Source organism: Microbacterium halophytorum (assembly GCF_002970975.1).
Classification (GTDB): domain Bacteria; phylum Actinomycetota; class Actinomycetes; order Actinomycetales; family Microbacteriaceae; genus Microbacterium; species Microbacterium halophytorum.
The window spans coordinates 342830-363754 of record NZ_KZ672982.1; the positions used below are offsets into that span (position 1 = coordinate 342830).

A 20925-nucleotide genomic window follows, 5' to 3' on the forward strand; every position below is an offset into this window, starting at 1 on the left:
ATGAAGCTCGGAACCAGGTGGGCCGCGGGGGCAGAACCCCCGTCATCGGTCCCGGAAGCACTGCGCGCGGAGATCGCCCGCATCGACCAGACGCTCGCCCAACAGGGCGCCGCGCCGTCCTGGACGCTCACCTGGTTGGAGGGCCGCCCCATCGCGGAGCTCGCCACCGGAATCGAGGTCACGCTCGACGCCTCGGGCACCGCCGTGACGAGCACGTTCGATCCGATGGCCTGAAGCGGCACGCACGGGACAGAAGAGGAACCCGGCTCCACTCAGGAGCCGGGTTCCTCTTCTGCGTCGTCGGGTGCTACGCGCTCCTGCGGCGCTCGCGGTACACGCGGGTCGGCTCGCCGCCCTCGACGGCCGCCTTCGTCACGATGACCTTGTCGACCTCGTCATCGCTGGGGATCTCGAACATGATCGGGCCGAGCACGTCTTCGAGGATCGCGCGCAGGCCGCGCGCACCCGTCTTCCGATCGGCCGCGAGGTCGGCGATCGCACGCAGCGCCTCGTCGTCGAACTCGAGCTCGACGTCGTCGAACGCGAACATGCGCTGGTACTGCTTGACGAGCGCGTTGCGCGGGGTCGTGAGGATCTCGACCAGGGCCTCCTGGTCGAGCGGGTTCACCGACGTCACCATCGGCAGGCGGCCGATGAACTCGGGGATGAGGCCGAACTTATGCAGGTCCTCCGGCTGCACCTCGCTGAAGAGTGTGTCGGCCTTCGTCTTGTCGTGCAGCGGGGCGCCGAAGCCGACGCCGTGCCGCCCGATTCGGGACGAGACGATGTCTTCGAGGCCCGCGAACGCGCCGGCCACGATGAACAGCACGTTCGTCGTGTCGAGCGAGAGGAACTCCTGGTTGGGGTGCTTGCGGCCACCCTGCGGCGGCACCTGCGCGACGGTCCCCTCGATGATCTTCAGGAGCGCCTGCTGGACGCCCTCGCCCGAGACGTCGCGGGTGATCGATGGGTTCTCGGCCTTGCGCGCGACCTTGTCGATCTCGTCGATGTAGATGATGCCGGTCTCGGCGCGCTTGACGTCGTAGTCGGCCGCCTGAAGCAGCTTCAGGAGTATGTTCTCGACGTCTTCGCCGACGTAGCCGGCCTCCGTGAGCGCCGTCGCGTCGGCGACCGCGAACGGCACGTTCAGTCGCTTCGCGAGGGTCTGCGCGAGGTAGGTCTTGCCGGTGCCGGTCGGACCCAGCATCAGGATGTTGCTCTTGGCGACCTCGACCTCGTCGGCTTTCTCATCGGCCGACTTGAGCTCGCCGCGCGCCCGGACCCGCTTGTAGTGGTTGTACACGGCCACGGACAGCGAGCGCTTCGCCTCATGCTGGCCGATCACGTACTCCTCGAGGAAGTCGTAGATCTCGCGCGGCTTGGGCAGCTCGAACTCGCCGTCGGCGCCATCGGATGCGGAGGCCTCGGCCATCCGCTCCTCGATGATCTCGTTGCACAGCTCGACGCATTCGTCGCAGATGTACACGCCTGGACCTGCGATCAGCTGCTGCACCTGCTTCTGGCTCTTCCCGCAGAAGGAGCACTTGAAGAGATCGGCGCTCTCACCGATGCGAGCCATGGAGCCTCCTGTGGATCGTGCCGAAAGCCTGTTGCCTCGAGCCTAGTGGGTGCCCCTGACACTCCCCGACGCAACACGGCACCGCGCGGAACGCCGAGCCGGGCACGGCGAGGCCCCGGGCACGGATCGTGATGTGACCGGGGCCTCGTGGGCCGGGCGGCGGAGCAGTCCGGCCGCCGGCGTCAGGAGAGCGGCTGGCGCTTGCGGGTCGTCAGCACCTGGTCGACGACGCCGTACTCGACGGCCTCGGCCGCTCCGATGATCTTGTCGCGGTCGATGTCCTTGTGGACCTCTTCCGCCGTCTTGTTCGTGTGGTGCGCCATGGTCTCCTCGAGCCAGGTGCGCATCCGGTTGATCTCGGCCGCCTGGATCTCGATGTCGGAGGCCTGGCCGTGACCTGACTCGCCGACCGCCGGCTGATGCATCAGGATGCGGGCGTTCGGCAACGCAAGGCGCTTGCCGGGCGCACCGGCCGCGAGCAGCACGGAAGCCGCGGACGCGGCCTGGCCGAGCACGACCGTCTGGATCTGGGGCGAGATGTACTGCATCGTGTCGTAGATCGCCGTCATCGCGGTGAACGAACCGCCGGGCGAATTGATGTACATGATGATGTCGCGGTCGGGATCCTGGCTCTCGAGCACGAGCAGCTGGGCCATGACGTCATCTGCCGACGCGTCGTCGACCTGCACGCCGAGGAAGATGACGCGGTCCTCGAAGAGCTTGTTGTACGGGTCCTGGCGCTTGAAGCCGTAGGCCGTCCGCTCCTCGAACTGCGGCAGGATGTAGCGGCTCGAGGGAACCTGGAGGCCCTGCGGTGTCTGGGTGTACGGGGTGTGCATCTGTGAAATCCCTTGCTTCCTCAGTTGGCCTCGCGGTCGGTGCCGCCGCCGCCGGCCACGTCGCTCGCGCTCTCTCGGATGTGGTCGACGAAGCCGTAGTCGAGGGCCTCCTCCGCCGTGAACCAGTGGTCGCGGTCGCCATCGGCATGGATCTGCTCGACCGACTTCCCGGTCTGCGCGGCCGTGATCTCGGCCAGGCGGTTCTTCATCGAGACGATGAGCTGTGCCTGGGTCTGGATGTCGCTGGCCGTGCCGCCGAAGCCGCCGTGCGGCTGGTGCAGCAGCACGCGCGCGTTCGGTGTGATGTAGCGCTTGCCCTTCGTGCCGCTCGTGAGCAGCAGCTGACCCATCGAGGCGGCCATGCCGATGCCCACCGTGACGATGTCGTTCGGCACGAACTGCATCGTGTCGTAGATCGCCATGCCTGCTGTGATCGACCCGCCGGGCGAGTTGATGTAGAGGTAGATGTCCTTCTGCGGGTCTTCGGCCGCGAGCAGGAGGATCTTGGCGCAGATCTCGTTGGCGTTGTCGTCGCGCACCTCCGACCCCAGCCAGATAATGCGGTCCTTCAGAAGCTGGTCGAAGACACTCTGTGCCATCAGCGGTTCGGGCATTCTCACTCCATTCGCCTGATGCGTTGTCAACGACATTACCGGCGCGGTTTCGCCCGGGAGGCCGCTGTTCGCCGTGGGCATACGTCGGGCGCGACGCGAACGGGTCAGGACTCCGGGTCGCCCCCGACGGCGCCGACGGCCGGGATCGGGCCGCCGTCGTCGGCGCCCGTGCGGCGCCAGCGGGCGATCGCGTTGCCGAGGTGGTAGATGATGAGCGCCGCGAGCGTGCCGAGCACGATGGCGCCGAGCTGGAACGTGCCCCAGCCCATCGCGTAGCCGCCGACCGCGATCACGAACGAGACGGCGACGGTGTACTGGTTCACGGGGCGCGAGAAGTCGACGCGGTTGTCGACCCAGATCTTGATGCCGATGACGCCGATGAGGCCGTACAGCGCCGTCGTGACTCCGCCGAGGACCCCCGCCGGGATCGTGTTGAACACGACGCCGACCTTGGGCGAGAAGGCGAGCAGGATGGCCGCGCCGCCCGCGACCCAGTAGGCCGCCGTCGAGTACACCCGCGTCGCGGCCATCACGCCGATGTTCTCGCCGTAGGTCGTCGTTCCCGAGCCGCCGAACCCGCCCGCGATCACGGTGCCCACGCCATCGGCGATGAGCGCTCGACCGGTGTGCTTGTTGATCGAAGGGTCGTTCGTCATCGTGGCCACACCGCGCACGTGGCCGACGTTCTCGGCGATCAGGACGAGCACGACCGGCAGGAACATCGGCACGAGCGCCCAGGCCGCGGGGTCGCCGAGCGACACGAGGTGGAACTGCGGCAGGCCGATCCAGGCGGCGTCGCCGATACCGGAGAAGTCGACCTGGCCCAGGGCGATCGCGGTGACGTACCCCACGATGACGCCGAGGAAGATCGAGATGCGGCCGAGGAAGCCGCGGAACAGCACGCTGAACAGGATCGTGGCCGCGAGCGTCACCATCGCGACCTCGGGCTGCGCCTGGAAGTTGTTCCACGCGCTGGGTGCGAGGTTGAACCCGATGAGCGCGACGATGGCGCCGGCGACGACAGGGGGCATCAGCTTGTCGATCCAGCCGACGCCGACGGCCTGCACGACGAAGCCGACCACGGCGAGGACCGCACCGGCCGCGACGACGCCGACGAGCGCCTGCGTGATCTGGGCGCCGGTCTCGAGCGTCTGGCCGGCGTTCACGGCCGTGATCGGGGCGATGAAGGCGAACGACGACCCGAGGTAGCTGGGCAGCTTGTTCCGCGTGATCACGAGGAACAGCAGCGTGCCGATGCCGGAGAACAGGAGCGTCGTCGAGACGGGGAAGCCCGTCAGGATCGGCACCAGGAAGGTCGCGCCGAACATGGCGACGACGTGCTGCGCGCCGATCGCGAAGGTCGCGGGCCACGAGAGCCGCTCGGTCGGCTTGACGACTTCGCCGGGCGGCAGGCTCCGGCCGTCGCCATGAATGGTCCACAGGGGCATGAGGGCTCCTCGCTGTTCAGGTATCCGGATGCTGCGCTCACCTTATCGGCGCGCACGCAGAACGCGGGGCCCGGGCTTCCGCCCGGGCCCCGCGTTCTGAGGGTCTTACTCCGACTTCTCCTCGGCGGCCTCTTCGGCCTCGTCCGGGGTCTCATCGGTCTCGTCCTCGTCGGAGGGGACGAAGTCGGACACGTCGACGGCGCTGCCGTTGGTGTCGACGACCGACACCTTGCCGAGCACGACGCCGATCGACTTGTTGCGCGCGACGTCACCCATCAGCGCGGGGAGCTGACCGCCCTGCTGGATCGCCTGGATGAACTCCTGCGGCGCCATGCCGTACTGGCCGGCCGACTGGATCAGGTACTGCGTGAACTCGTCCTGCGAGACCTGCACGTTCTCCTGCTCGGAGATCGCGTCGAGCAGGATCTGCGTGCGGAACTGCTTCTCGCTCGCCTCGGCCACCTCGGCGCGGTGCTCGTCGTCCTCGAGGCGGTTCTCCTGCTCGAGGTGGCGGTGCACCTCGTCCTCGATGAGCTGCTCGGGGACGGGGATCTCGACCTTCTCGAGGAGAACGTCGATCAGCTTGTCGCGTGCAGCGGAGGCCTGCTCGAACGCTCCGCGGCTGTTCGCCTGCTCGCCGAGGCTCTCGCGCAGCTCGGCGATCGTGTCGAACTCGCTCGCCATCTGGGCGAAGTCGTCGTCGGCCTCGGGCAGCTCGCGCTCCTTGACGGCCTTGACCGAGACGGAGACCTCGGCCTGCTCGCCCGCACGGTCGCCGCCGACGAGCGTCGACGTGAAGGTCGTGTCCTCACCGGCGGTGAGCGACTCGATGGCCTCGTCGGTGCCCTCGAGCAGCTCGCCCGAGCCGAGCTCGTACGAAACGCCCTCGGCGCGGTCGATCTCGGTGTCGTCGATCTTGGCGACGAGGTCGAGCTCGACGAAGTCGCCCTTCGCCGCGGGGCGGTCGACCGTGACCAGCGTGCCGAACCGGGCGCGGAGCTTGTCGAGCTCCTCGTCGACGGCGGCCTCGTCGGTCTCGATCGCGTCGACCTCGACGGTGATGCCGTCGAACGCCGGCACCTCGAACTCGGGGCGCACGTCGGTCTCGATGTCGACGATCAGGTCGCCCGAGAAGTCCTTCTCGGCGGGCCACTCGGCGATGTCGGCCGACGGGCGGCCCATGACCTTGACCTCGTGCTCGCTGACGGCGGCGCGGAAGAAGCCGTCGAGGCCGTCGTTGACGGCCTGCTCCATGACGGCGCCGCGGCCGACGCGCTGATCGATGATCGGAGCCGGGACCTTGCCCTTGCGGAAGCCGGGGATCTGCACGTCCTGAGCGATCACCTTGTAGGCGTTGTCGATGCTCGGCTTGAGATCTTCGGGGGTGACCGTGATGCGCAGCTTCACCCGCGTCGGGCTGAGCTTCTCGACGGTGCTGTTGACCATTCTGGTGCTTCTCCTCGTGACGAACCCACGCGCGTTTCCGCAGGGCTTTCAGACTTCGGGGCCGTACGTCGGGGCGACAGGATTCGAACCTGCGACTTCCCGCTCCCAAAGCGGGCGCTCTACCAAGCTGAGCTACGCCCCGGGCGCCCGCGCACGGCGGACCACGAAACGGCCTCGACGAGTCTACGGCATCGCGCGCCCCGCCCGTTCTGCCAAGGCTCAGCTGGGCTCCCGCGCAGCGCGCGGCCGCTCAGCCGCCTCGGCTTGCGACGATCCGGATGACGCCGCGAGGATCCTGTTGAACGCCTGACGGCTGATGCAGAGATAGGAGGCGATCTCGCCCTGGGTCGCCGCCGTCGGCGGGGACGGCCGCCCCATCAGTTCGGCGTATCGCTCCGCCGCGGTCTTCACGCGGGCGTCCTTGACCAGCACCCACATGATGTCGACGTAGGACCAGACGAATGCCGAGTAGACGCGCGCCCACCCGCTGTGCCGCTCGGAGAGCTCCGCGGCGAAGTCGGCGTCGAACTGCAGCGCGACGCAGCGGGTCAGCGAATGCAGCTCCATGTCGGGCACCGACCAGCGCCGCCCGTACCAGCGCGAGATCGTGAACGGCGGCGCCGACGCATCCGCCCATTTCGGCCTTACCCGCGAGGCGGCCAGGTCGCCGCGACCGAGGAACTGCTCGACGGTCTCCGCACCATCGGCGTCGCGCGTGACGAGCTTCGCCTGCCCGCGCAGGATCAGCGCGACCTGGCCCGGCTCCTCCATCCGCTGCCGCGGATCGTATCGCCACAGCGCGGCCCGCTCCGCGAACGCATCCCATTCCGGCAGTCGCCCGCCGGCGAATCGCTCGGCGACCGCCCGCAATCCCGTGAGCGCGAGCGCGCGCGCGACCTGCCGCCCCATCGGCGTCGTCCCCATGCCTCATGGTAGTCACGCGACGACGAAGCTGCGGCGGTGCCTCGGCTGGGGATGAGAGGCACCGCCGCAGCGGCTGGAGAGCGTCAGGCCCGCGAGCGGCGGCGCACGGCAAGGATCAGGCCGCCGGCGAGCATGAGACCGACCGCTGCCGCGGCGATCCCGCCCGATTCGGCACCCGTCACGGCGAGGGTGTCGTCCTCGTCCGCCGCGGGCTGCTCCGACGTCGCCGGCTGCTCCGTCTCGGGCTGCTCGGTCTCGGGCCGCTCCGTCTCAGGCTCCTCGGTTTCGGGCTCCTCGGTCTCAGGCTCCTCCGTCTCTGGCTGATCCGTGTCGGGCTCCTCGGTGTCCGGCTCATCCGTGCTCGGGCCATCCGTGCCCGGGTCCTCTGCCGGAGGCTCCTCGTAGACCGCCGTGTTCGTCAGAACGACGAGGGTGTTCGACTGCTCCGGAAGAACGAAATCGTTCTGGCTGAAGCTCGCCGAGGTCCAGGTGATCCCGTCCGGCGCCATCGGCGCGAGCTCTTCGAGATGGAGCACGCTGCCGGCCGGGAACAGGTCGGACTGCCAGGTCTCCCCCGGAACCACGGTCACGACGTCGGTGAGGGTGCTGCCGTCCGGCTGCTCGACGGACCAGCGCACGTCGTACCTCTGCGCAGACAGGACCTCCTTCGCGCCCGCGTCACCCGTGACGACGACGTCCTTCTCGAGCGAGAAGCGCGCGAGGCGCTCGCCGATGCCCGTGGCGTTGCCGCCGGCCCACGTGTTCGTCTTCTCGACGCTCGTCGTGCTCTCGGTCCCCACCGTGATCGTGGCGCGGTTGGTGTAGTCGACCGAGGCGCCGGCATCAGAGGCGTCGGTGCGCAGCCAGAAGCGGTAGAACCACCCCTCCTGCGCCGTGAACGAGACCGTGCGGCCGTCCTCGCTCAGGACGGGCTGCTCCGGGATGTCGGTCGGGTTCTGCGATGTCCAGACCGTCTGGAAGTCAGGCGTCTCGCGCCCGTTGACGGACGCGATCGTGTTGGTCGCGAACATGCGCCAGCTCGATGCATCCACGGTGTGGTTGCCCACGGGAATGTCCTCGATGACGACGGTCTGGCCGTCGCGGAAGCCGTCGACGCCGGCGGGCGGGTCGATGTACCACCAGAGCTCGTCGCCCGCGCTCCAGCCCTGCTTCGTCGCCTTCACGCCGGTGAACTCGCAGTTGTTCGTGCAGGTGCCCGGCGTATTCGGCGTGACCGTGATGGTCACTTCGTGCTCAGAGACCTCGTACGTGACCTCGGTGCTCTCGGTCACCTCGGTGCGCACGTCGACGCGGAACTCGAACTGGCCGGAGCGGTTCACCGGGTTCGCCAGGTAGTACGGCGACTCGAGATCGATGTCGCAGCGGAACGTCGTGTTCGTCGCGGTGCAGACGCCGACCTCGCTTCCGTCGGCGACGACCACGGCGAACGACTGGGCCTGGCCCCGCAGCTCCGGAGGCAGGTCGAGCTGAAAGCTCGCCGTCCCCGTCGCGTCATCGGCGACGGACCAGGATCCCGAGAGCACGGCGGAGCGCCCTCCGGCGACGGTGTCGGTCTCGAACGAGAGGTCCGTGACGGATGCGCTCGCCTCGGCCTGCGCAGGCACGGCGACGACGAGCGACGCGAAGACCGCGAGCACGACGGCGATGATCACCCCCGCGAGCGTGCGGCGCGAGTCGATCCGAGTACGTGTGTTCATGGTGCCTCCCCAGGGCGGTTTCGGGTATTCCACGGGCGTCCCCCAACGCCACGAGGCATGACTCCACCACGGAGGACGCGCCCTGCCCAAGCCGGCTGTCGCATATGCGACAGCGCGCGAGCGCCCTACGCTGTGCTCATGTCGATGCGAGTTCTGCTCCGAGGCCGGTTGATGTGCTCCGATGCGGCCGAGGCGGAGCTCGTCGGCGCGCATCTGCCGCGACACGTCGAACTGACCCGCGCAGAGCCCGGGTGCATCCGGTTCGAGGTGCTCTCCACGGACGACCCGCTCGTGTGGACCGTCGACGAGGAGTTCGCCGGCGAGTCCGCCTTCCGTGCCCACCAGGAACGCGTCGCTGCGAGCGAATGGGGGCGCGCAACCGCCGGCATCCGGCGGGAGTACGAGACCGAACGCCGGCAGGGCTGAGGCTTCCGAACGCGTCTGAGGTACCTCAGGACGAGCGGGAGGACCGGTCGCCTCGGAAGATAGGGCGTTCTGCCGATGCCCGCCCACCGCCTCAGAGCGGATCGTCTCCATCATCAGGAACGATCCGTGAGACGGGAGACCGAGATGTCCGACTGGATGTTCGCGATGAGCAGGTACGAGAACGACGTGCGCGAGGCCGAGCGCAACATCGCCCGACGCCGATCGCTGCGGGAACGGCGGTCGACAGCGGGCGCCGGCGCCGAGGCCGGCGCCGCTGTGCCTGCCGCGGCACCGTGCGCCCCGACCACAGGCGCTCCCCGACCCGCAGGGGCCTGATGAGCGTCGTCGCCCCGTGGCACGATGAGGGCGTGAGTCAGTTCGAGTCCGTGACGTCGCTCATCGGCCGCGACAGCGAGTTGGGCGTGCTCGACGACGCGCTCGACGACGTCCGCGCCGGTGCGACCCGGACGGTCGTCATCGGCGGCGAGGCCGGCATCGGCAAGAGCCGACTGCTGCGCGAGTTCCTCGCCGCGCACGCGGACGACTCGCAGGCGCTCTTCGGCCAGTGCGTCGATCTGGGCGACGTCGCCGCGGCCTACACGCCCGTCGTTCCCGCGCTGCGGCCGCTCCTCATTCAGCTCGGCGCTCAGCGCGTCCGCGAGCTGACAGGCGCGGGGGCGGGCGCGCTGCTCGCGCTGTTCCCGGAGCTGCGCGACGCCGACGCCCCGACGGCGCTCGGGCCCGTCGAGCAGTTCCACGAGGCCGTCGCCACGGTGCTCGAGGCCGCCTCAGAGGACGAACCGATCGTCCTCGTCTTCGAGGACGTGCACTGGATCGATCCCGCGAGCCTCGGGCTGCTGCAGTTCCTCACGCGCGTGCAGACGGGCGGCCGCGTCCTGCTCGTGTTCAGCTATCGCTCCGATGACGTCGGCCGCGGGCACCCCGTGCGCCGTCTCCTCGGCGAGCTCGAGCGCAATCGGGCCGCCGCCCGGATCATGCTGGAGCGGCTGCCGCACGACCAGGTGCGCGATCTCGCCGAGGAGCTGCGCGGGGCGCCTCTCACCGAGGCCGAGCTCGACGGTCTGACGAGCCGCAGCGAAGGCGTCCCTTTCTTCGTCGAGGAACTGGTCGCGTTCGGCGGGGACGACGCGCAGGTCGTTCCGGAGACGCTGCGCGAGCTGCTGCTCGCCCGGTACGAGCGCCTGGGCGATCCGGCCCAGCGGCTCGCCCGCGTACTGGCCGTCGGCGGAACCGAAGTCGAGCACGTGCTGTTGAGCCGCGTGTGGGGCGCCGACGGCCTCGACGACCTCGCACGCGAGGCACTGCTCGGCGGGGTAATCCAGGCCGATCATGACGCTTACCGGTTCCGCCACGCGCTCGTGCGCGAGGCGATCCTCGACGACGTGCTGCCCGGCGAGCACGAGCGCATCCACGCGCGCTACGCCGCCGAGTACGAGCGCCTCGCCGAGGAGACCGGGCGCCCGCACTCGGCGGCGATCGCGCACCATTGGCTCCAGGCGCGCAACCAGGAGCGCGCGTTCCCCGCCACGATCCGGGCCGCGCGGGAGGCCAGATCCGCGTTGGCGTTCGCATCGGCCGCACAGCACGGCGAGCGCGCTCTGGCCCTGTGGGACGCGGTGCCGGATGCCGAGGCCGTCGCGGGGATGTCGAAGCTCGCGATGGCGGGGCGTGCGACGACCCACCTGCGCAACGCGGGCGAGCTCGAGCGCAGCCTGGCACTCGTCACCGCGGCGCTGCAGGAATGCGAGCCGGGCACCGTCGACGAGGCGATGCTGCTGCACAACAGGGCGAAGGCCCTCTCCCAGCTCGCGCGCACCGAGGCGCTCGACGTGTATCGCCAGTGCCTCACCGCCGCCGAGCTTCTCGACGACGGCCGCGACCCTCAGCTGGCCGCGCTGCACGCGGCCGTGATGGTGTCGTTCTCCGGCCGCCTGATGCTGGCCGGCGAGGTCGAGGAGGCCCGTGCGCTCGCCCTGGACGGCGCCGCTCTGGCGCAGGAGCTCGGAGATGCGCGCACGGCATCCGTCGGGGTGAACATCGCGGCGGTCTGCCTGGTCTCGACGGGAGACGCGGATGGCGCCATGACGGAGCTCGAGGAGGCCAGGCGGCTCGCCGGGGAGGACGGCCCCGCGCAGGTGCGCTACTTCGTCAATGCCTCGGACGCGGCCCAGCTGCTCGGCCAGTACCGGCATTCGATCACGCTCGCGCAGCAGGGTGTCGACGCGGCCCGCCGCCTGGGGTTCGAGCGCACCTCGGGCGTACTCCTGTCGTCGAACCTCGCCGAGCCGCTCGTGGCCCTCGGCGAATGGGACCGCGCCGACGCGATCATCGCGCGCGCGATGTCCCTGGAACCGCCCCGGTCGTACCGCACGCACCTCGTCATCACGAGAGCGACGATGCTGACGTGGCGGGGCGACCCCGGAGCCGCCGATGCGCTGCTGCGCGAACAGCGCTCGGTGCTCGCATCGAGGATGGCCGCCGAGGTGCAGTCGTTCATGGGCGTCAGCCGGGTCGCGATGGAGGCCTCCCTAGCCCTCGGCGACGTCGCGGCGGCCTGGGAGCACGCGGCGCCGCTGCTCGAGGCAGACCCGGCCCGTCTGTGCGCCGGCAGGGTGCACACCTGCGCGTGGCCGATCGCACGGACCATCGCGGCGGCGCGAGCATCCGGTTCCTCGCCGGCCCACGCCGAGCCGCGGCTGCGCGCGCTCGTCGCGGCCGTCGATGCGTGGCCCGCGCACGACGTGTGGGCACCGATCATCGACGCCGAGCTCGCGGGGACGGCCGACGGGTGGCGCGCCGCGCTCGCGGCGGCTCGTGACGACCGCGCTCCCGCGCACGTCCAGCCCTACGTCCTGGTGCGGCTGGGCGAAGCTCTCATCGCCGAGGGCGCGCGGGGGGACGCGCGCGATGTCCTGGCCGATGCGATCGATGCGGCCGAATCGCGCGGCGTGACCTCGATGCGCGAACGTGCCGTCGAGCTCGCGGCCGACGCCGGGTTCGTCTCCGCCGGCCGGCCCCGCCGTGGCACCGGTGCGCTCACCGAGCGCGAGGAGCAGGTGCTGGCGCTCGTCGCGGAGGGCCTCAGCAACGGCCAGATCGGTCAGCGCCTCTTCATCAGCACGAAGACGGCGAGCGTGCACGTGTCGTCGATCCTGCGCAAGCTCGGCGCGTCGAGCCGCACCGAGGCCGCGCACCTCGCCGCACGCGACGCGATCGAGCGCTAGGGTGCGCACCCGGATCCGGCATCCGCTGCGCTGGCCGCCGGATGCCGGGCGCGCCCCGGTACGCGAGAACCCCCGAACGGATCGGGGGTTCATCTCAGAGGGGATGACGGGAATCGAACCCGCGTGACCAGTTTGGAAGACTGGGGCTCTACCATTGAGCTACATCCCCGCACTGCCCTCGGCAGCGGGTTCCACTATAGGGCAAGCCGGCCGCAGCCCGTGAATCAGGCGGGCTTCGCGTGGCGCGCCGCCGTTGCGAGGTAGCGCTCCGCGTTCTGCCTCAGGCCGGCGACTTCCTCATCCGTCAGCTCGCGGCGGACCTTCGCCGGCACGCCCGCCACGAGCGAGCGCGGCGGCACCTCGGTTCCCTCCAGCACGACCGCTCCGGCGGCGACGAGCGACTCTGCGCCGATCACGGCGCCGGAGAGCACGACGCTCCCGATCCCGATGAGGCTGCCATCGCCGATCTCGCACCCGTGCACGACGGCGTTGTGGCCGATCGAGACGTCCTGACCGATGAGGGCGTAGTGATCGGAATCTACGTGGATCGAGACGTTGTCCTGCACATTGCTGCGCGCACCGATCACGATGGCGTTGACATCGCCGCGCACGACGGCGTTGTACCAGATGCTCGCCCGCTCCCCCAGCGCCACATCGCCGATCACGCGCGCGCCGTCGGCGACGTACGCGCCGCGCGCGACATCCGGAACCGAACCATCGAGGGGAAGCACGCTCGCACCGGCGGAAATGGTCATGGTGCCATCATGCCAGCGCGGGCGCGGCACGGACCATCGCGACCCGGGCAGCGGCGCGTCCCGGCCGCAGGGCCACGGCCGCCCTGCGGCCCGCTCCCCGCGTAAGGACAGGCTTACTTTGCCCAGATCAGAGGCGAATTAGCCGAGCCTTCACTTGCTTGCGGAATACTTCCGGACGCGTACGGTTGATACCAACACGACAACGTTCCTCGGGAGGGACCAGCCATGAGCAACCAGACCATCGCAACCACCGCCAGCGACCCGACCGTCGCGGCGGGCACCTCGCAGTTCCTCGCGCCCGTCGTCCTCGGCCTGCAGGCCCTGACCCTGAACGGCAAGCAGGCGCACTGGCACGTCCGCGGCGCCAACTTCGTCGGCGTGCACGAGTTCCTCGACACGCTCGTCGCCCACGCGGGCGACTGGGCCGACACCGCCGCGGAGCGCATCGTCGCCCTCGGCCTTCCGATCGACGCCCGCGCCAACGCGGTCGCCGAGAAGACCGCCGCGACGAAGGTCGGCGCGGGCTTCGAGCAGTCGGACGCCGTCATCGCGGCTGTCATCGCCGACATGGACCAGATCATCGCCGACACCCAGGCCGCCATCGACGGCCTCGACGAGATCGACCTGACGAGCCAGGACATCGCCATCGGGATCAAGGCGGGCCTCGAGAAGGACCGCTGGTTCCTCATCTCGCACCTCGCCGCGTAAGCAGCGCTTGAAGGCGCCCCTGGGCTTGCCCCAGGGGCGCCGTTGCGTGCGCCGGCCGTCCGTGCCTGCCGTGCCCCGAGCGTAGGCAGAATCCCCGAGATTAGGCCGATTCATCCGGATATGGCCTAGTTCCGAGGAAGTTGCCTACGCTCGGAGCGCATGGTCGGGCCCCAACGGTGCGGAGTCAGGCCGCGACGTGCGTGAGCCGGCCGCCGAGCAGAGTGGCCGCGACCGGCATGCCGCGCAGCTCCCGCTCCCCGGCCGCGAGCGGGTCGTGAGCGACGAGCGCGAGGTCGGCGCTCTCCCCCGGCAGGATGCGCTGACCGCCGGATGAGCCGCCGCGGGTCGACGCCGCCAGCGCCGTGGCCGCATCGAGCGCGTCCTCGGGGCGCCACGCCGGGCGGTCGTCGTCGCGGCGGAGCACGGCTGCGGCGATCTGCTTCCAGGGGTCGAGCGCCGAAACGGGCGCATCCGAGCCGAACGCGAGGTTCGCCCCCGCATCGCTGAGCGCCCGCCACGCGTAGGGGGTGGCCGTCTGCGACGCCCACAGCTCGTCGACGAGATCACGGTCCTCGACGGCGTGGGTCGGCTGCACGCTCGCCGTGACCCCGAGCCGTGCGAAGCGCGCCAGGTCGGCGCTGCGCACCAGCTGCGCATGCTCGACCGACCCCGTCGCACCGGATGCCGCGAAGCCGTCGAGCGCATGGGCCACGGCCACGTCGCCGATCGCGTGCACGGCGGCGGCGATGCCGGAACCCGCCGCGCGCGTCAGGTGCGCGACCAGCTCGTCCGGCGCGACGTTGAGAGCCCCGCGGCCCGTGGGAGCGCCGTCCGCCGCGTGCAACGCGTCGTACGGGTGGGAGCACGCCGCCGTGCGCGTGCCGAGCGAGCCGTCGGTGATGACCTTGTACGGCCCCATCCGGACGAGACCGGAACTGCCGGGCAGCACGTCGCCCGAAGCCAGGCCGCGGGCGATGATGTCCTCGAGCCGATGCGTGTACGCCGCCGTCGACACGCGGAGCAGGTCGAGCCCCGCGGCCTCGCGCCGCGCCCAGTCGTCGCCGCTGAACTCCATGTGCATGTCGACGATGCCGACCACACCGCGCGCGGCCGCCCGCCGCACCATGTCGGAGACGGCTGCGTCGACGATCGCGTCGTCGAGGTCGCCCAGTCGTCGCGCGAGCTCGAACGCGTCCTCCTCGCGCACGAAGCCGTCGTCGCTGCGCCAGCCCTCGCGGCGCAGGGCCGCCGAGTTGAGCCACGCGCTGTGCAGGTCGGCGTTGATGAGATATGTCGGCACCTCGCCCGTCGCCCGGTCGAGGAGCTCGAGATCGGCGGGTTCCGGCCAGAAGGCGTCCCTGATGCCGCTTCCGACCCTCCGCCCGTCGGCGAGGACGGGCGCGCCCACCATCGCGGCCGCGGCCTCGGCCGCCGAGCGGGTGAGGCCGAGCGACACCCGTTGCGACTCGAGGGCCCACGGCACGGCATGCACGTGGTGGTCCCAGAGACCGGGCACGAGCCAGGCGCCGGCCGCGTCGAGCACGGCACCCGTGCGGCGAGCGAGGCCGGCGGGCGCGATGTCGACGATGCGCCCGCCCGCCAGGAACACGTCGTACGGCTCGTCCTCACCGACCATCGCGAGCGGCATGAGTTCGCGCCCCTCGCCGCCGATCCGCGCGTTCGCGATCACATCGACCGCCTCGCCCGCGTTCATCCGCTCAGCCACGGTTCTCCCTCCGCCCTCGGGCCTACTTCTGGCAGCCGGGGCACCAGTACAGCTTGCGCGCCTGCATCTCCTCGAGCACGATCTCCGTGCCGCACACGCGGCACGGCAGGCCCGCCCGGTGGTACACCCAATGCCGGTCGTCGCGACTCGCCATGGCGCGGCGCCAGGCGTCGCCGGTGAGACCGTCCATCGTCATCATCTGGCCGGTCTCGACGCCGATGCGCAGCAGGCGCTCCCAGTCGTGCCACAGGGCACGCAGCGTCTCCTCCTGCACGGCCCTCCCCGGAGCGTGCGGGTCGAGGCGCGCCCGGAAGAGCATCTCGGCGCGATACACGTTGCCGATGCCGCTCACGACTGCCTGGTCCATGAGCAGCTGGCCGATCGCGACGCCGCGTCGGCGCACGGCGGCGACGAAGCGGCGCTCGTTGTCCGCGGGGTCGCCGACGAGGGGGTCAGGGCCGAGCCTGTCGATCACGGCCGCGACCTGCTCCGGTGTCTCGACGGCGCAGGCCGTCGGCCCGCGCAGGTCGGCGCACGTGGCGTCGGTCATCAGGCGCGCACGCACCTGGCCGACGACGGGCGGCGGCCACTCGATCACCTCGTCGTCGATGCCCTTGGTCTGCTCCGACATCCGCACGTGGCCGCGAGCCCTCCTCGGTGCGCCGATGGACGCGAGCGAGTTCTCGCCGGCGTCGTCGTACACCGCATCGCCGATATCCGTGCCGCGCTGGTTGGTCTGCCCCATCCGGCCGTTCGCGCTCGCGATCGTCGGGTCGACCTCGATCTCTCCCGCGAAGTCCCACGCGCCGTAGAGGCCCAGATGCACGCGCAGCCAGGCATCGCCCGAGAACTCGAGGAACATCTGCTTCCCGACGGCCTTGGCCGAGACCAGTTCGCGCCCGTCGAGCACGGCGGCGCCGTCAGCGAACCGGCCCTGGGGGCTCGACACGGCGACCGTGCGGCCGACGAAGTTCCGCGCGAACTGGCGCGCGATCCTGTGGACGGAGTGCCCCTCAGGCACGGGGATCCGGGTCCAGCGATCCGTCGGTCTCGTATGCCGCGACCTTGCCGATGCGGCGGGCGTGGCGCTCGTCGCCGGAGAAGGGCGTGCCGATGAACCTCTCGATGAACGCCAGCGCCTCCTCGAACGTGTGCTGCCTGGCTCCGATCGAGATGACGTTGGCGTCGTTGTGCTCGCGCGCGAGCTCGGCCGTCGACAGGTTCCACACCAGCGCGGCGCGGATGCCCTCGACCTTGTTCGCCGCGATCTGCTCGCCGTTGCCCGAGCCGCCGAAGACGACGCCGAGCGCTTCGGCGCCCGCCCTCTGGTCCGCCACGACGGCCTGGGCCGCCCTGATGCAGAACGAGGGGTAGTCGTCGACGGGGTCGTACGAGACCGGCCCGTGGTCGACGACGTCGTGGCCCGCCGCCGCGAGGCGCTCCTGCAGCTGCGTCGAGAACTCGAGTCCGGCGTGATCGGTGGCGATATGGATGCGCATGGGGGCTATTCTTCCCTAACTCAGGGAAGCAGCCCGGCCGCCGCCGGCCGGAAGCCGAGCCGCGCGTTCTCGCAGTCGCCCGCGCGCGAGACGTCGTACCAGGGGCCGAGCTCGGTCAGGTGCGGTCGCTCGGCGGCCGGCGTGCCGTTCAACCGCTCCTCGACGAGGTCGATCAGGCCGACGACGAACGCGGGGTGAGTGCCGGGGGTCTGCGTTCGCACGGCCGCGAGGCCCGCTTCCTCGGCCGATGCCATCGCCTCGTTGTCGAGGTCCCACATGACCTCCATGTGGTCGCTCACGAAGCCCAGCGGGGTGATCGCGACGGCCCGGATGCCCTCGGCGGGCAGCTCGGCGATCCGGTCGTTGACGTCGGGCTCGAGCCACGGCTGGCTCGGCGGGCCCGAGCGCGACTGGTACACGAGGTCCCAACCCACGGCGCCCGCGGCAGGCACCTCGCGCGCGAGACGATCCATGATGTGCGCCGCGACGGCACTGTGCTGGGCGGCGTACGCCCCGCCTGCCGGCCACTCGCGATCGCCGGGGCCCGACTTCGCGGCGTCGCCCATCGGGATCGAGTGGGTCGAGAAGAGCACCCGCACGGCCTCGGGAGCGGTGCCTTCGGCGAGGAAGCCCTCGACCGCCGCGCGCACGCCCTCGTAGAACGGCTCGACGAAGCCGGGGTGGTCGAAGAAGAGGCGCACCTTGTCGATCGTGACGGGATCGTCGCCCTCGCCGAGGCCCGTCGTCAGGAGCGCCCTCGCGAAGTCCTCGCGGTACTGCCGATCGCTCGAGTACGAGCTGTAGGCGCTCGTCGCGATCGCGAGCAGCGTGCGGTGGCCGTCGGCCGCCGCCTGGGCGACGGTGTCCTCGATGTACGGCTCCCAGTTGCGGTTGCCCCAATACACGGGCAGGTCGACGCCGCGGCGCTGCAGCTCGGCGCGGAGCGCCTCCAGCAGCTCGCGATTGTGCTGGTTGATCGGGCTGATCCCGCCGAAGTGGCGGTAGTGCACCGCGACCTCCTCGAGCCGCTCATCCGGGATGCCGCGGCCGCGCGTCACGTTGCGCAGGAACGGGATCACGTCGTCCTGCCCCTCCGGGCCGCCGAAGCTCGACAGCAGGAGCGCGTCGTACGCGACGGGCTCCTCGACGAACGGTGCACCGCTGCTCGCTGCTGCGGACGCGAATGGGACGGTCTGAGGGGTGTCTCCGGATGTCACGCGTCCATTTTCGCACCCGCGTAGAAGGCCTTCCTGCGCGGGTTCTCAGTCAGTGGGCGTCGGATATTCCGGACGGGGTGCCACGACCTCCGCGCCGCGGGTCGGCGAGCGCCGGATCCGGTCATCCTGCGTCGTCTGTGACCGTTCCGCCGCGCAGAACACGTAGGCTTGAGCAGTTCGCGGGGTCACCACCCCGCCATTCCCCCAACCTTTCCGAGAGGGAGACCCAGTGCCTGGAGAGAACCTCACACGCGCGGAGGCGCAGGAGCGCCGCTCGGTCATCGAGACCCAGTCTTACGCGGTGACGCTCAATCTGACCAAGGGCGCCGAGGTGTTCGGTTCGCGCAGCGTCGTGCGATTCACCGCCGCCGAGGGCAGCTCGACCTTCATCGACCTGATCGCTCCGACGGTCAACGAGATCACGCTGAACGGCCGCCAGCTCGAGCCGGCCGAGGTGTTCGCCGACTCGCGCATCCGCCTCGACGACCTCGCGGCCGAGAACGAGCTCATCGTCGACGCCGACTGCGCCTACACGAACACGGGCGAGGGCCTGCACCGCTTCGTCGATCCCGTCGACGGCGAGGTCTACCTCTACTCCCAGTTCGAGGTGCCCGACTCGCGGCGCGTGTTCGCCGTATTCGAGCAGCCCGACCTGAAGGCGACGTTCCAGTTCACGGTTTCGGCCCCCTCGTACTGGCAGGTGATCTCCAACCAGCCGACTCCCGAGCCGATCCTGCACGAGGACAGCGACCACGCGACCTGGGGCTTCGAGCCGACTCCGCGCATCTCGTCCTACATCACGGCGCTCGTCGCCGGCCCGTACCGCGTCACCCGCTCGGAGCTGACGAACTCGGCCGGCCGCGTGATCCCGCTCGGTGTGTTCGCCCGCCAGAGCCTGTGGGAATACGTCGACGCCGACTACATCTTCGAGAAGACGCGTCAGGGCTTCGCGTACTACGAGGAGAAGTTCGGGGTCGAGTACCCGTTCGCGAAGTACGACCAGATGTTCGTGCCGGAGTTCAACGCCGGCGCCATGGAGAACGCAGGCGCCGTGACGTTCACGGAGTCGTACGTCTTCCGCAGCAAGGTCTCCGACGCCATCCGCGAGCGCCGGGTCGTCACGATCCTCCACGAGCTCGCGCACATGTGGTTCGGCGACCTCGTGACGATGGAGTGGTGGAACGACCTCTGGCTGAACGAGTCGTTCGCGGAGTGGGCATCGACGATCGCAACGGCAGAGGCGACCGAGTGGACCGGCGCCTGGACGACGTTCAACGCCATGGAGAAGACCTGGGCGTACCGTCAGGACCAGCTGCCGTCGACCCACCCGGTCGTCGCCGAGATCAACGACCTCGAGGACGTCCAGGTCAACTTCGACGGCATCACGTACGCCAAGGGCGGCTCGGTGCTGAAGCAGCTCGCCGCGTACGTCGGCATCGACGCGTTCTTCGCCGGCGTCGGCGAGTACTTCCGCAAGCACGCGTTCGGGAACACGACGCTCAGCGACCTGCTCGTCGAGCTCGAGTCCGCGAGCGGCCGCGACCTCAGCGGCTGGTCGGCGAAGTGGCTCGAGACGTCGGGCGTGAACACCCTCGCCCCGATCGTCGAAGCCGACGTCGACGGCAGGATCACCCGCTTCGCCGTGCTGCAGACGGCGCCGGCCGACTACGCGACCATCCGCCCGCACCGCCTCGGCATCGGCTTCTACGACCTCGACGGCCAGGCGCTGGTGCGCCGACACTACGCCGAGATCGACGTCGACGGCGACGTGACCAACGTCGAGGAGCTGAAGGGCCACGCACGCCCCGACCTCGTGCTGCTGAACGACGAGGACCTCGCCTACGCGAAGATCCGCCTCGACGCGCACAGCCTCGACACCGCGACCGAGCATCTCGCCGGCATCGCCGACCCGCTCGCCCGGTCCCTCGTCTGGGGCGCGGCCTGGGACCAGGTGCGCGACGGCGAGACGCCCGCGAGCGACTACATCGGCCTCGTGCTGCGCAACATCGGCACCGAGACCGAGTCGACCACGATCCGGACCACGCTCAGCCAGGTGCAGCTCGCCGCGAACGCGTACGTCGCACCGGATGAGCGTGCGGGCGCGCGCAAGCGCGTGGCTGACGGCCTCTGGATGCTGCTGAAGCAGGCGGAGCCGGGCAGCGACATCCAGCTCCAGCTCGCGACGGCGTTCGCCTCGGCCGCGTCGATGCCCGACCACTGGGCGGCCGTCAAGGGCCTGCGAGACGGCACCCTGCCGATCGACGGGCTCGAGATCGACACCGACCTCTCGTGGCAGCTGCTGATCTCGCTCGCAGCGGGAGGCGTCGCCGGGTCCGCGGAGATCGACGCCGCGCTCGAGGCCGACAACACGGCCAACGGCGCCGAGCTGGCAGCGCGCGCCCGTGCGGCCCTGCCGACCTCGAAAGCGAAGAACACCGCGTGGGCGGCGCTCGTCGAGTCCGACGAACTGCCGAACACTGTCGTGCGCTCGGCCGCGATGGGCTTCGTGCATCCGGCGACGCGCGACTCGCTGACGGAGTTCGTGCCGCGGTACTTCGAGATGCTGCTGCCCGTCTGGGAGGCCAGGACGTACCAGATCGCGTCGTACCTGATCGAGCTGCTCTACCCGGCGCCGCTGGCGAACGTCGAGCTCCGCGACGCGACGCGCGCCTGGCTCCGCGATAACGACGACGCGCCCGCCGCGCTGCGCCGCATCGTGAACGAGTGCCTCGCGGGCGTCGAGCGCGCCCTGAACGCGCAGGAGCGCGACGCCGAGTGAGC

The 20925-nt window shown here is 70.3% G+C and carries 18 protein-coding genes and 2 tRNA genes; 6 read left to right on the top strand and 14 right to left on the bottom strand.

The genetic code is table 11. The annotated features are described in order from the left end of the window. On the top strand, positions 1–234 hold the full coding sequence (locus C0010_RS01600) for a hypothetical protein (protein ID WP_105565298.1): 234 nt from the start codon (positions 1–3) through the stop codon (positions 232–234). Positions 235–307: 73 nt separating this feature from the next. Here C0010_RS01600 and clpX read toward each other — a convergent pair whose 3' ends face one another. The 8 genes from clpX to C0010_RS01640 all read right to left on the bottom strand — a co-directional run bounded on the left by clpX (position 308) and on the right by C0010_RS01640 (position 8568). After that, positions 308–1579 (bottom strand): ATP-dependent Clp protease ATP-binding subunit ClpX, encoded by a 1272-nt coding sequence (clpX, locus tag C0010_RS01605; RefSeq protein WP_105565299.1) that lies wholly within the window; start codon positions 1577–1579, stop codon positions 308–310. A gap of 182 nt (positions 1580–1761) precedes the next feature. Further along, a complete protein-coding gene (locus C0010_RS01610) occupies positions 1762–2418 on the bottom strand; it encodes an ATP-dependent Clp protease proteolytic subunit (protein ID WP_105565300.1) in 657 nt (218 codons plus the stop codon). A 20-nt stretch (positions 2419–2438) separates the two neighbouring features. After that, positions 2439–3032, bottom strand: coding sequence for an ATP-dependent Clp protease proteolytic subunit (locus C0010_RS01615; RefSeq protein WP_174150237.1), 594 nt, complete (start codon positions 3030–3032; stop codon positions 2439–2441). A 104-nt stretch (positions 3033–3136) separates the two neighbouring features. After that, positions 3137–4480 (bottom strand): uracil-xanthine permease family protein, encoded by a 1344-nt coding sequence (locus C0010_RS01620; RefSeq protein WP_105565301.1) that lies wholly within the window; start codon positions 4478–4480, stop codon positions 3137–3139. Between the two features lie 105 nt (positions 4481–4585). Beyond that, positions 4586–5926, bottom strand: coding sequence for a trigger factor (gene tig, locus C0010_RS01625; RefSeq protein ID WP_105565302.1), 1341 nt, complete (start codon positions 5924–5926; stop codon positions 4586–4588). 68 nt (positions 5927–5994) lie between these two features. Further along, positions 5995–6068: transfer RNA gene (locus C0010_RS01630), tRNA-Pro, on the bottom strand. A gap of 77 nt (positions 6069–6145) precedes the next feature. Further along, positions 6146–6850, bottom strand: coding sequence for a Crp/Fnr family transcriptional regulator (locus tag C0010_RS01635; RefSeq protein ID WP_105609284.1), 705 nt, complete (start codon positions 6848–6850; stop codon positions 6146–6148). Between the two features lie 83 nt (positions 6851–6933). Next, positions 6934–8568 (bottom strand): DUF5979 domain-containing protein, encoded by a 1635-nt coding sequence (locus tag C0010_RS01640; protein ID WP_105565304.1) that lies wholly within the window; start codon positions 8566–8568, stop codon positions 6934–6936. Between the two features lie 138 nt (positions 8569–8706). On the opposite strand from C0010_RS01640, the gene C0010_RS01645 reads away from it, so the two are divergent. From C0010_RS01645 to C0010_RS01650, 3 genes are all read left to right on the top strand, one after another. After that, positions 8707–8994, top strand: coding sequence for a putative quinol monooxygenase (locus C0010_RS01645; RefSeq protein WP_105565305.1), 288 nt, complete (start codon positions 8707–8709; stop codon positions 8992–8994). Between the two features lie 126 nt (positions 8995–9120). Then, entirely contained in the window at positions 9121–9330 is a 210-nt protein-coding gene (locus C0010_RS14835; protein ID WP_158685211.1) for a hypothetical protein, read from the top strand. Next, positions 9330–12239, top strand: a complete 2910-nt coding sequence (locus C0010_RS01650) for a helix-turn-helix transcriptional regulator (RefSeq protein WP_158685213.1) — start codon at positions 9330–9332, stop codon at positions 12237–12239. Before C0010_RS14835 ends, C0010_RS01650 begins: the two co-directional genes overlap by 1 nt. 98 nt (positions 12240–12337) lie before the next feature. On the opposite strand, the gene C0010_RS01655 is transcribed toward C0010_RS01650, so the two are convergent. Then, positions 12338–12408 (bottom strand) — tRNA-Gly (locus C0010_RS01655). A gap of 55 nt (positions 12409–12463) precedes the next feature. Beyond that, complete coding sequence (locus C0010_RS01660) at positions 12464–12994, bottom strand: gamma carbonic anhydrase family protein (RefSeq protein WP_105565307.1); 531 nt, start codon at positions 12992–12994, stop codon at positions 12464–12466. A 225-nt stretch (positions 12995–13219) separates the two neighbouring features. On the opposite strand from C0010_RS01660, the gene C0010_RS01665 reads away from it, so the two are divergent. Then, positions 13220–13702: a Dps family protein gene (locus C0010_RS01665; protein ID WP_105565308.1), complete on the top strand. Its 483-nt coding sequence runs from the start codon at positions 13220–13222 to the stop codon at positions 13700–13702. Between the two features lie 184 nt (positions 13703–13886). Here C0010_RS01665 and C0010_RS01670 read toward each other — a convergent pair whose 3' ends face one another. Genes C0010_RS01670 through C0010_RS01685 form a run of 4 tightly spaced genes read right to left on the bottom strand, consistent with a single transcriptional unit; the run spans position 13887 to position 18144 of the window. Beyond that, a complete protein-coding gene (locus C0010_RS01670) occupies positions 13887–15416 on the bottom strand; it encodes an amidohydrolase (protein ID WP_105565309.1) in 1530 nt (509 codons plus the stop codon). Between the two features lie 34 nt (positions 15417–15450). Then, positions 15451–16449, bottom strand: a complete 999-nt coding sequence (locus C0010_RS01675; protein WP_105565310.1) for an Fpg/Nei family DNA glycosylase — start codon at positions 16447–16449, stop codon at positions 15451–15453. After that, positions 16442–16927 (bottom strand): ribose-5-phosphate isomerase, encoded by a 486-nt coding sequence (locus tag C0010_RS01680; protein ID WP_105565311.1) that lies wholly within the window; start codon positions 16925–16927, stop codon positions 16442–16444. The genes C0010_RS01675 and C0010_RS01680 overlap by 8 nt, the downstream gene beginning before the upstream one ends. A 20-nt stretch (positions 16928–16947) precedes the next feature. Then, entirely contained in the window at positions 16948–18144 is a 1197-nt protein-coding gene (locus C0010_RS01685) for a ferrochelatase (RefSeq protein ID WP_105565312.1), read from the bottom strand. Positions 18145–18373: 229 nt separating this feature from the next. On the opposite strand from C0010_RS01685, the gene pepN reads away from it, so the two are divergent. Next, entirely contained in the window at positions 18374–20923 is a 2550-nt protein-coding gene (gene pepN, locus C0010_RS01690; protein WP_105565313.1) for an aminopeptidase N, read from the top strand. The last annotated feature ends 2 nt before the right edge of the window (positions 20924–20925 follow it).

What these genes read in the sequence shown, in the direction of transcription:
- C0010_RS01600 (WP_105565298.1), top strand. Translation starts at nt 1, where the DNA reads ATGAAGCTCGGAACCAGGTGGGCCGCGGGGGCAGAACCCCCGTCATCG.
- clpX (WP_105565299.1), bottom strand. Translation starts at nt 1,579, where the DNA reads ATGGCTCGCATCGGTGAGAGCGCCGATCTCTTCAAGTGCTCCTTCTGC.
- C0010_RS01610 (WP_105565300.1), bottom strand. Translation starts at nt 2,418, where the DNA reads ATGCACACCCCGTACACCCAGACACCGCAGGGCCTCCAGGTTCCCTCG.
- C0010_RS01615 (WP_174150237.1), bottom strand. Translation starts at nt 3,032, where the DNA reads ATGCCCGAACCGCTGATGGCACAGAGTGTCTTCGACCAGCTTCTGAAG.
- C0010_RS01620 (WP_105565301.1), bottom strand. Translation starts at nt 4,480, where the DNA reads ATGCCCCTGTGGACCATTCATGGCGACGGCCGGAGCCTGCCGCCCGGC.
- tig (WP_105565302.1), bottom strand. Translation starts at nt 5,926, where the DNA reads ATGGTCAACAGCACCGTCGAGAAGCTCAGCCCGACGCGGGTGAAGCTG.
- C0010_RS01635 (WP_105609284.1), bottom strand. Translation starts at nt 6,850, where the DNA reads ATGGGGACGACGCCGATGGGGCGGCAGGTCGCGCGCGCGCTCGCGCTC.
- C0010_RS01640 (WP_105565304.1), bottom strand. Translation starts at nt 8,568, where the DNA reads ATGAACACACGTACTCGGATCGACTCGCGCCGCACGCTCGCGGGGGTG.
- C0010_RS01645 (WP_105565305.1), top strand. Translation starts at nt 8,707, where the DNA reads ATGTCGATGCGAGTTCTGCTCCGAGGCCGGTTGATGTGCTCCGATGCG.
- C0010_RS01650 (WP_158685213.1), top strand. Translation starts at nt 9,330, where the DNA reads ATGAGCGTCGTCGCCCCGTGGCACGATGAGGGCGTGAGTCAGTTCGAG.
- C0010_RS01660 (WP_105565307.1), bottom strand. Translation starts at nt 12,994, where the DNA reads ATGACCATTTCCGCCGGTGCGAGCGTGCTTCCCCTCGATGGTTCGGTT.
- C0010_RS01665 (WP_105565308.1), top strand. Translation starts at nt 13,220, where the DNA reads ATGAGCAACCAGACCATCGCAACCACCGCCAGCGACCCGACCGTCGCG.
- C0010_RS01670 (WP_105565309.1), bottom strand. Translation starts at nt 15,416, where the DNA reads ATGAACGCGGGCGAGGCGGTCGATGTGATCGCGAACGCGCGGATCGGC.
- C0010_RS01680 (WP_105565311.1), bottom strand. Translation starts at nt 16,927, where the DNA reads ATGCGCATCCATATCGCCACCGATCACGCCGGACTCGAGTTCTCGACG.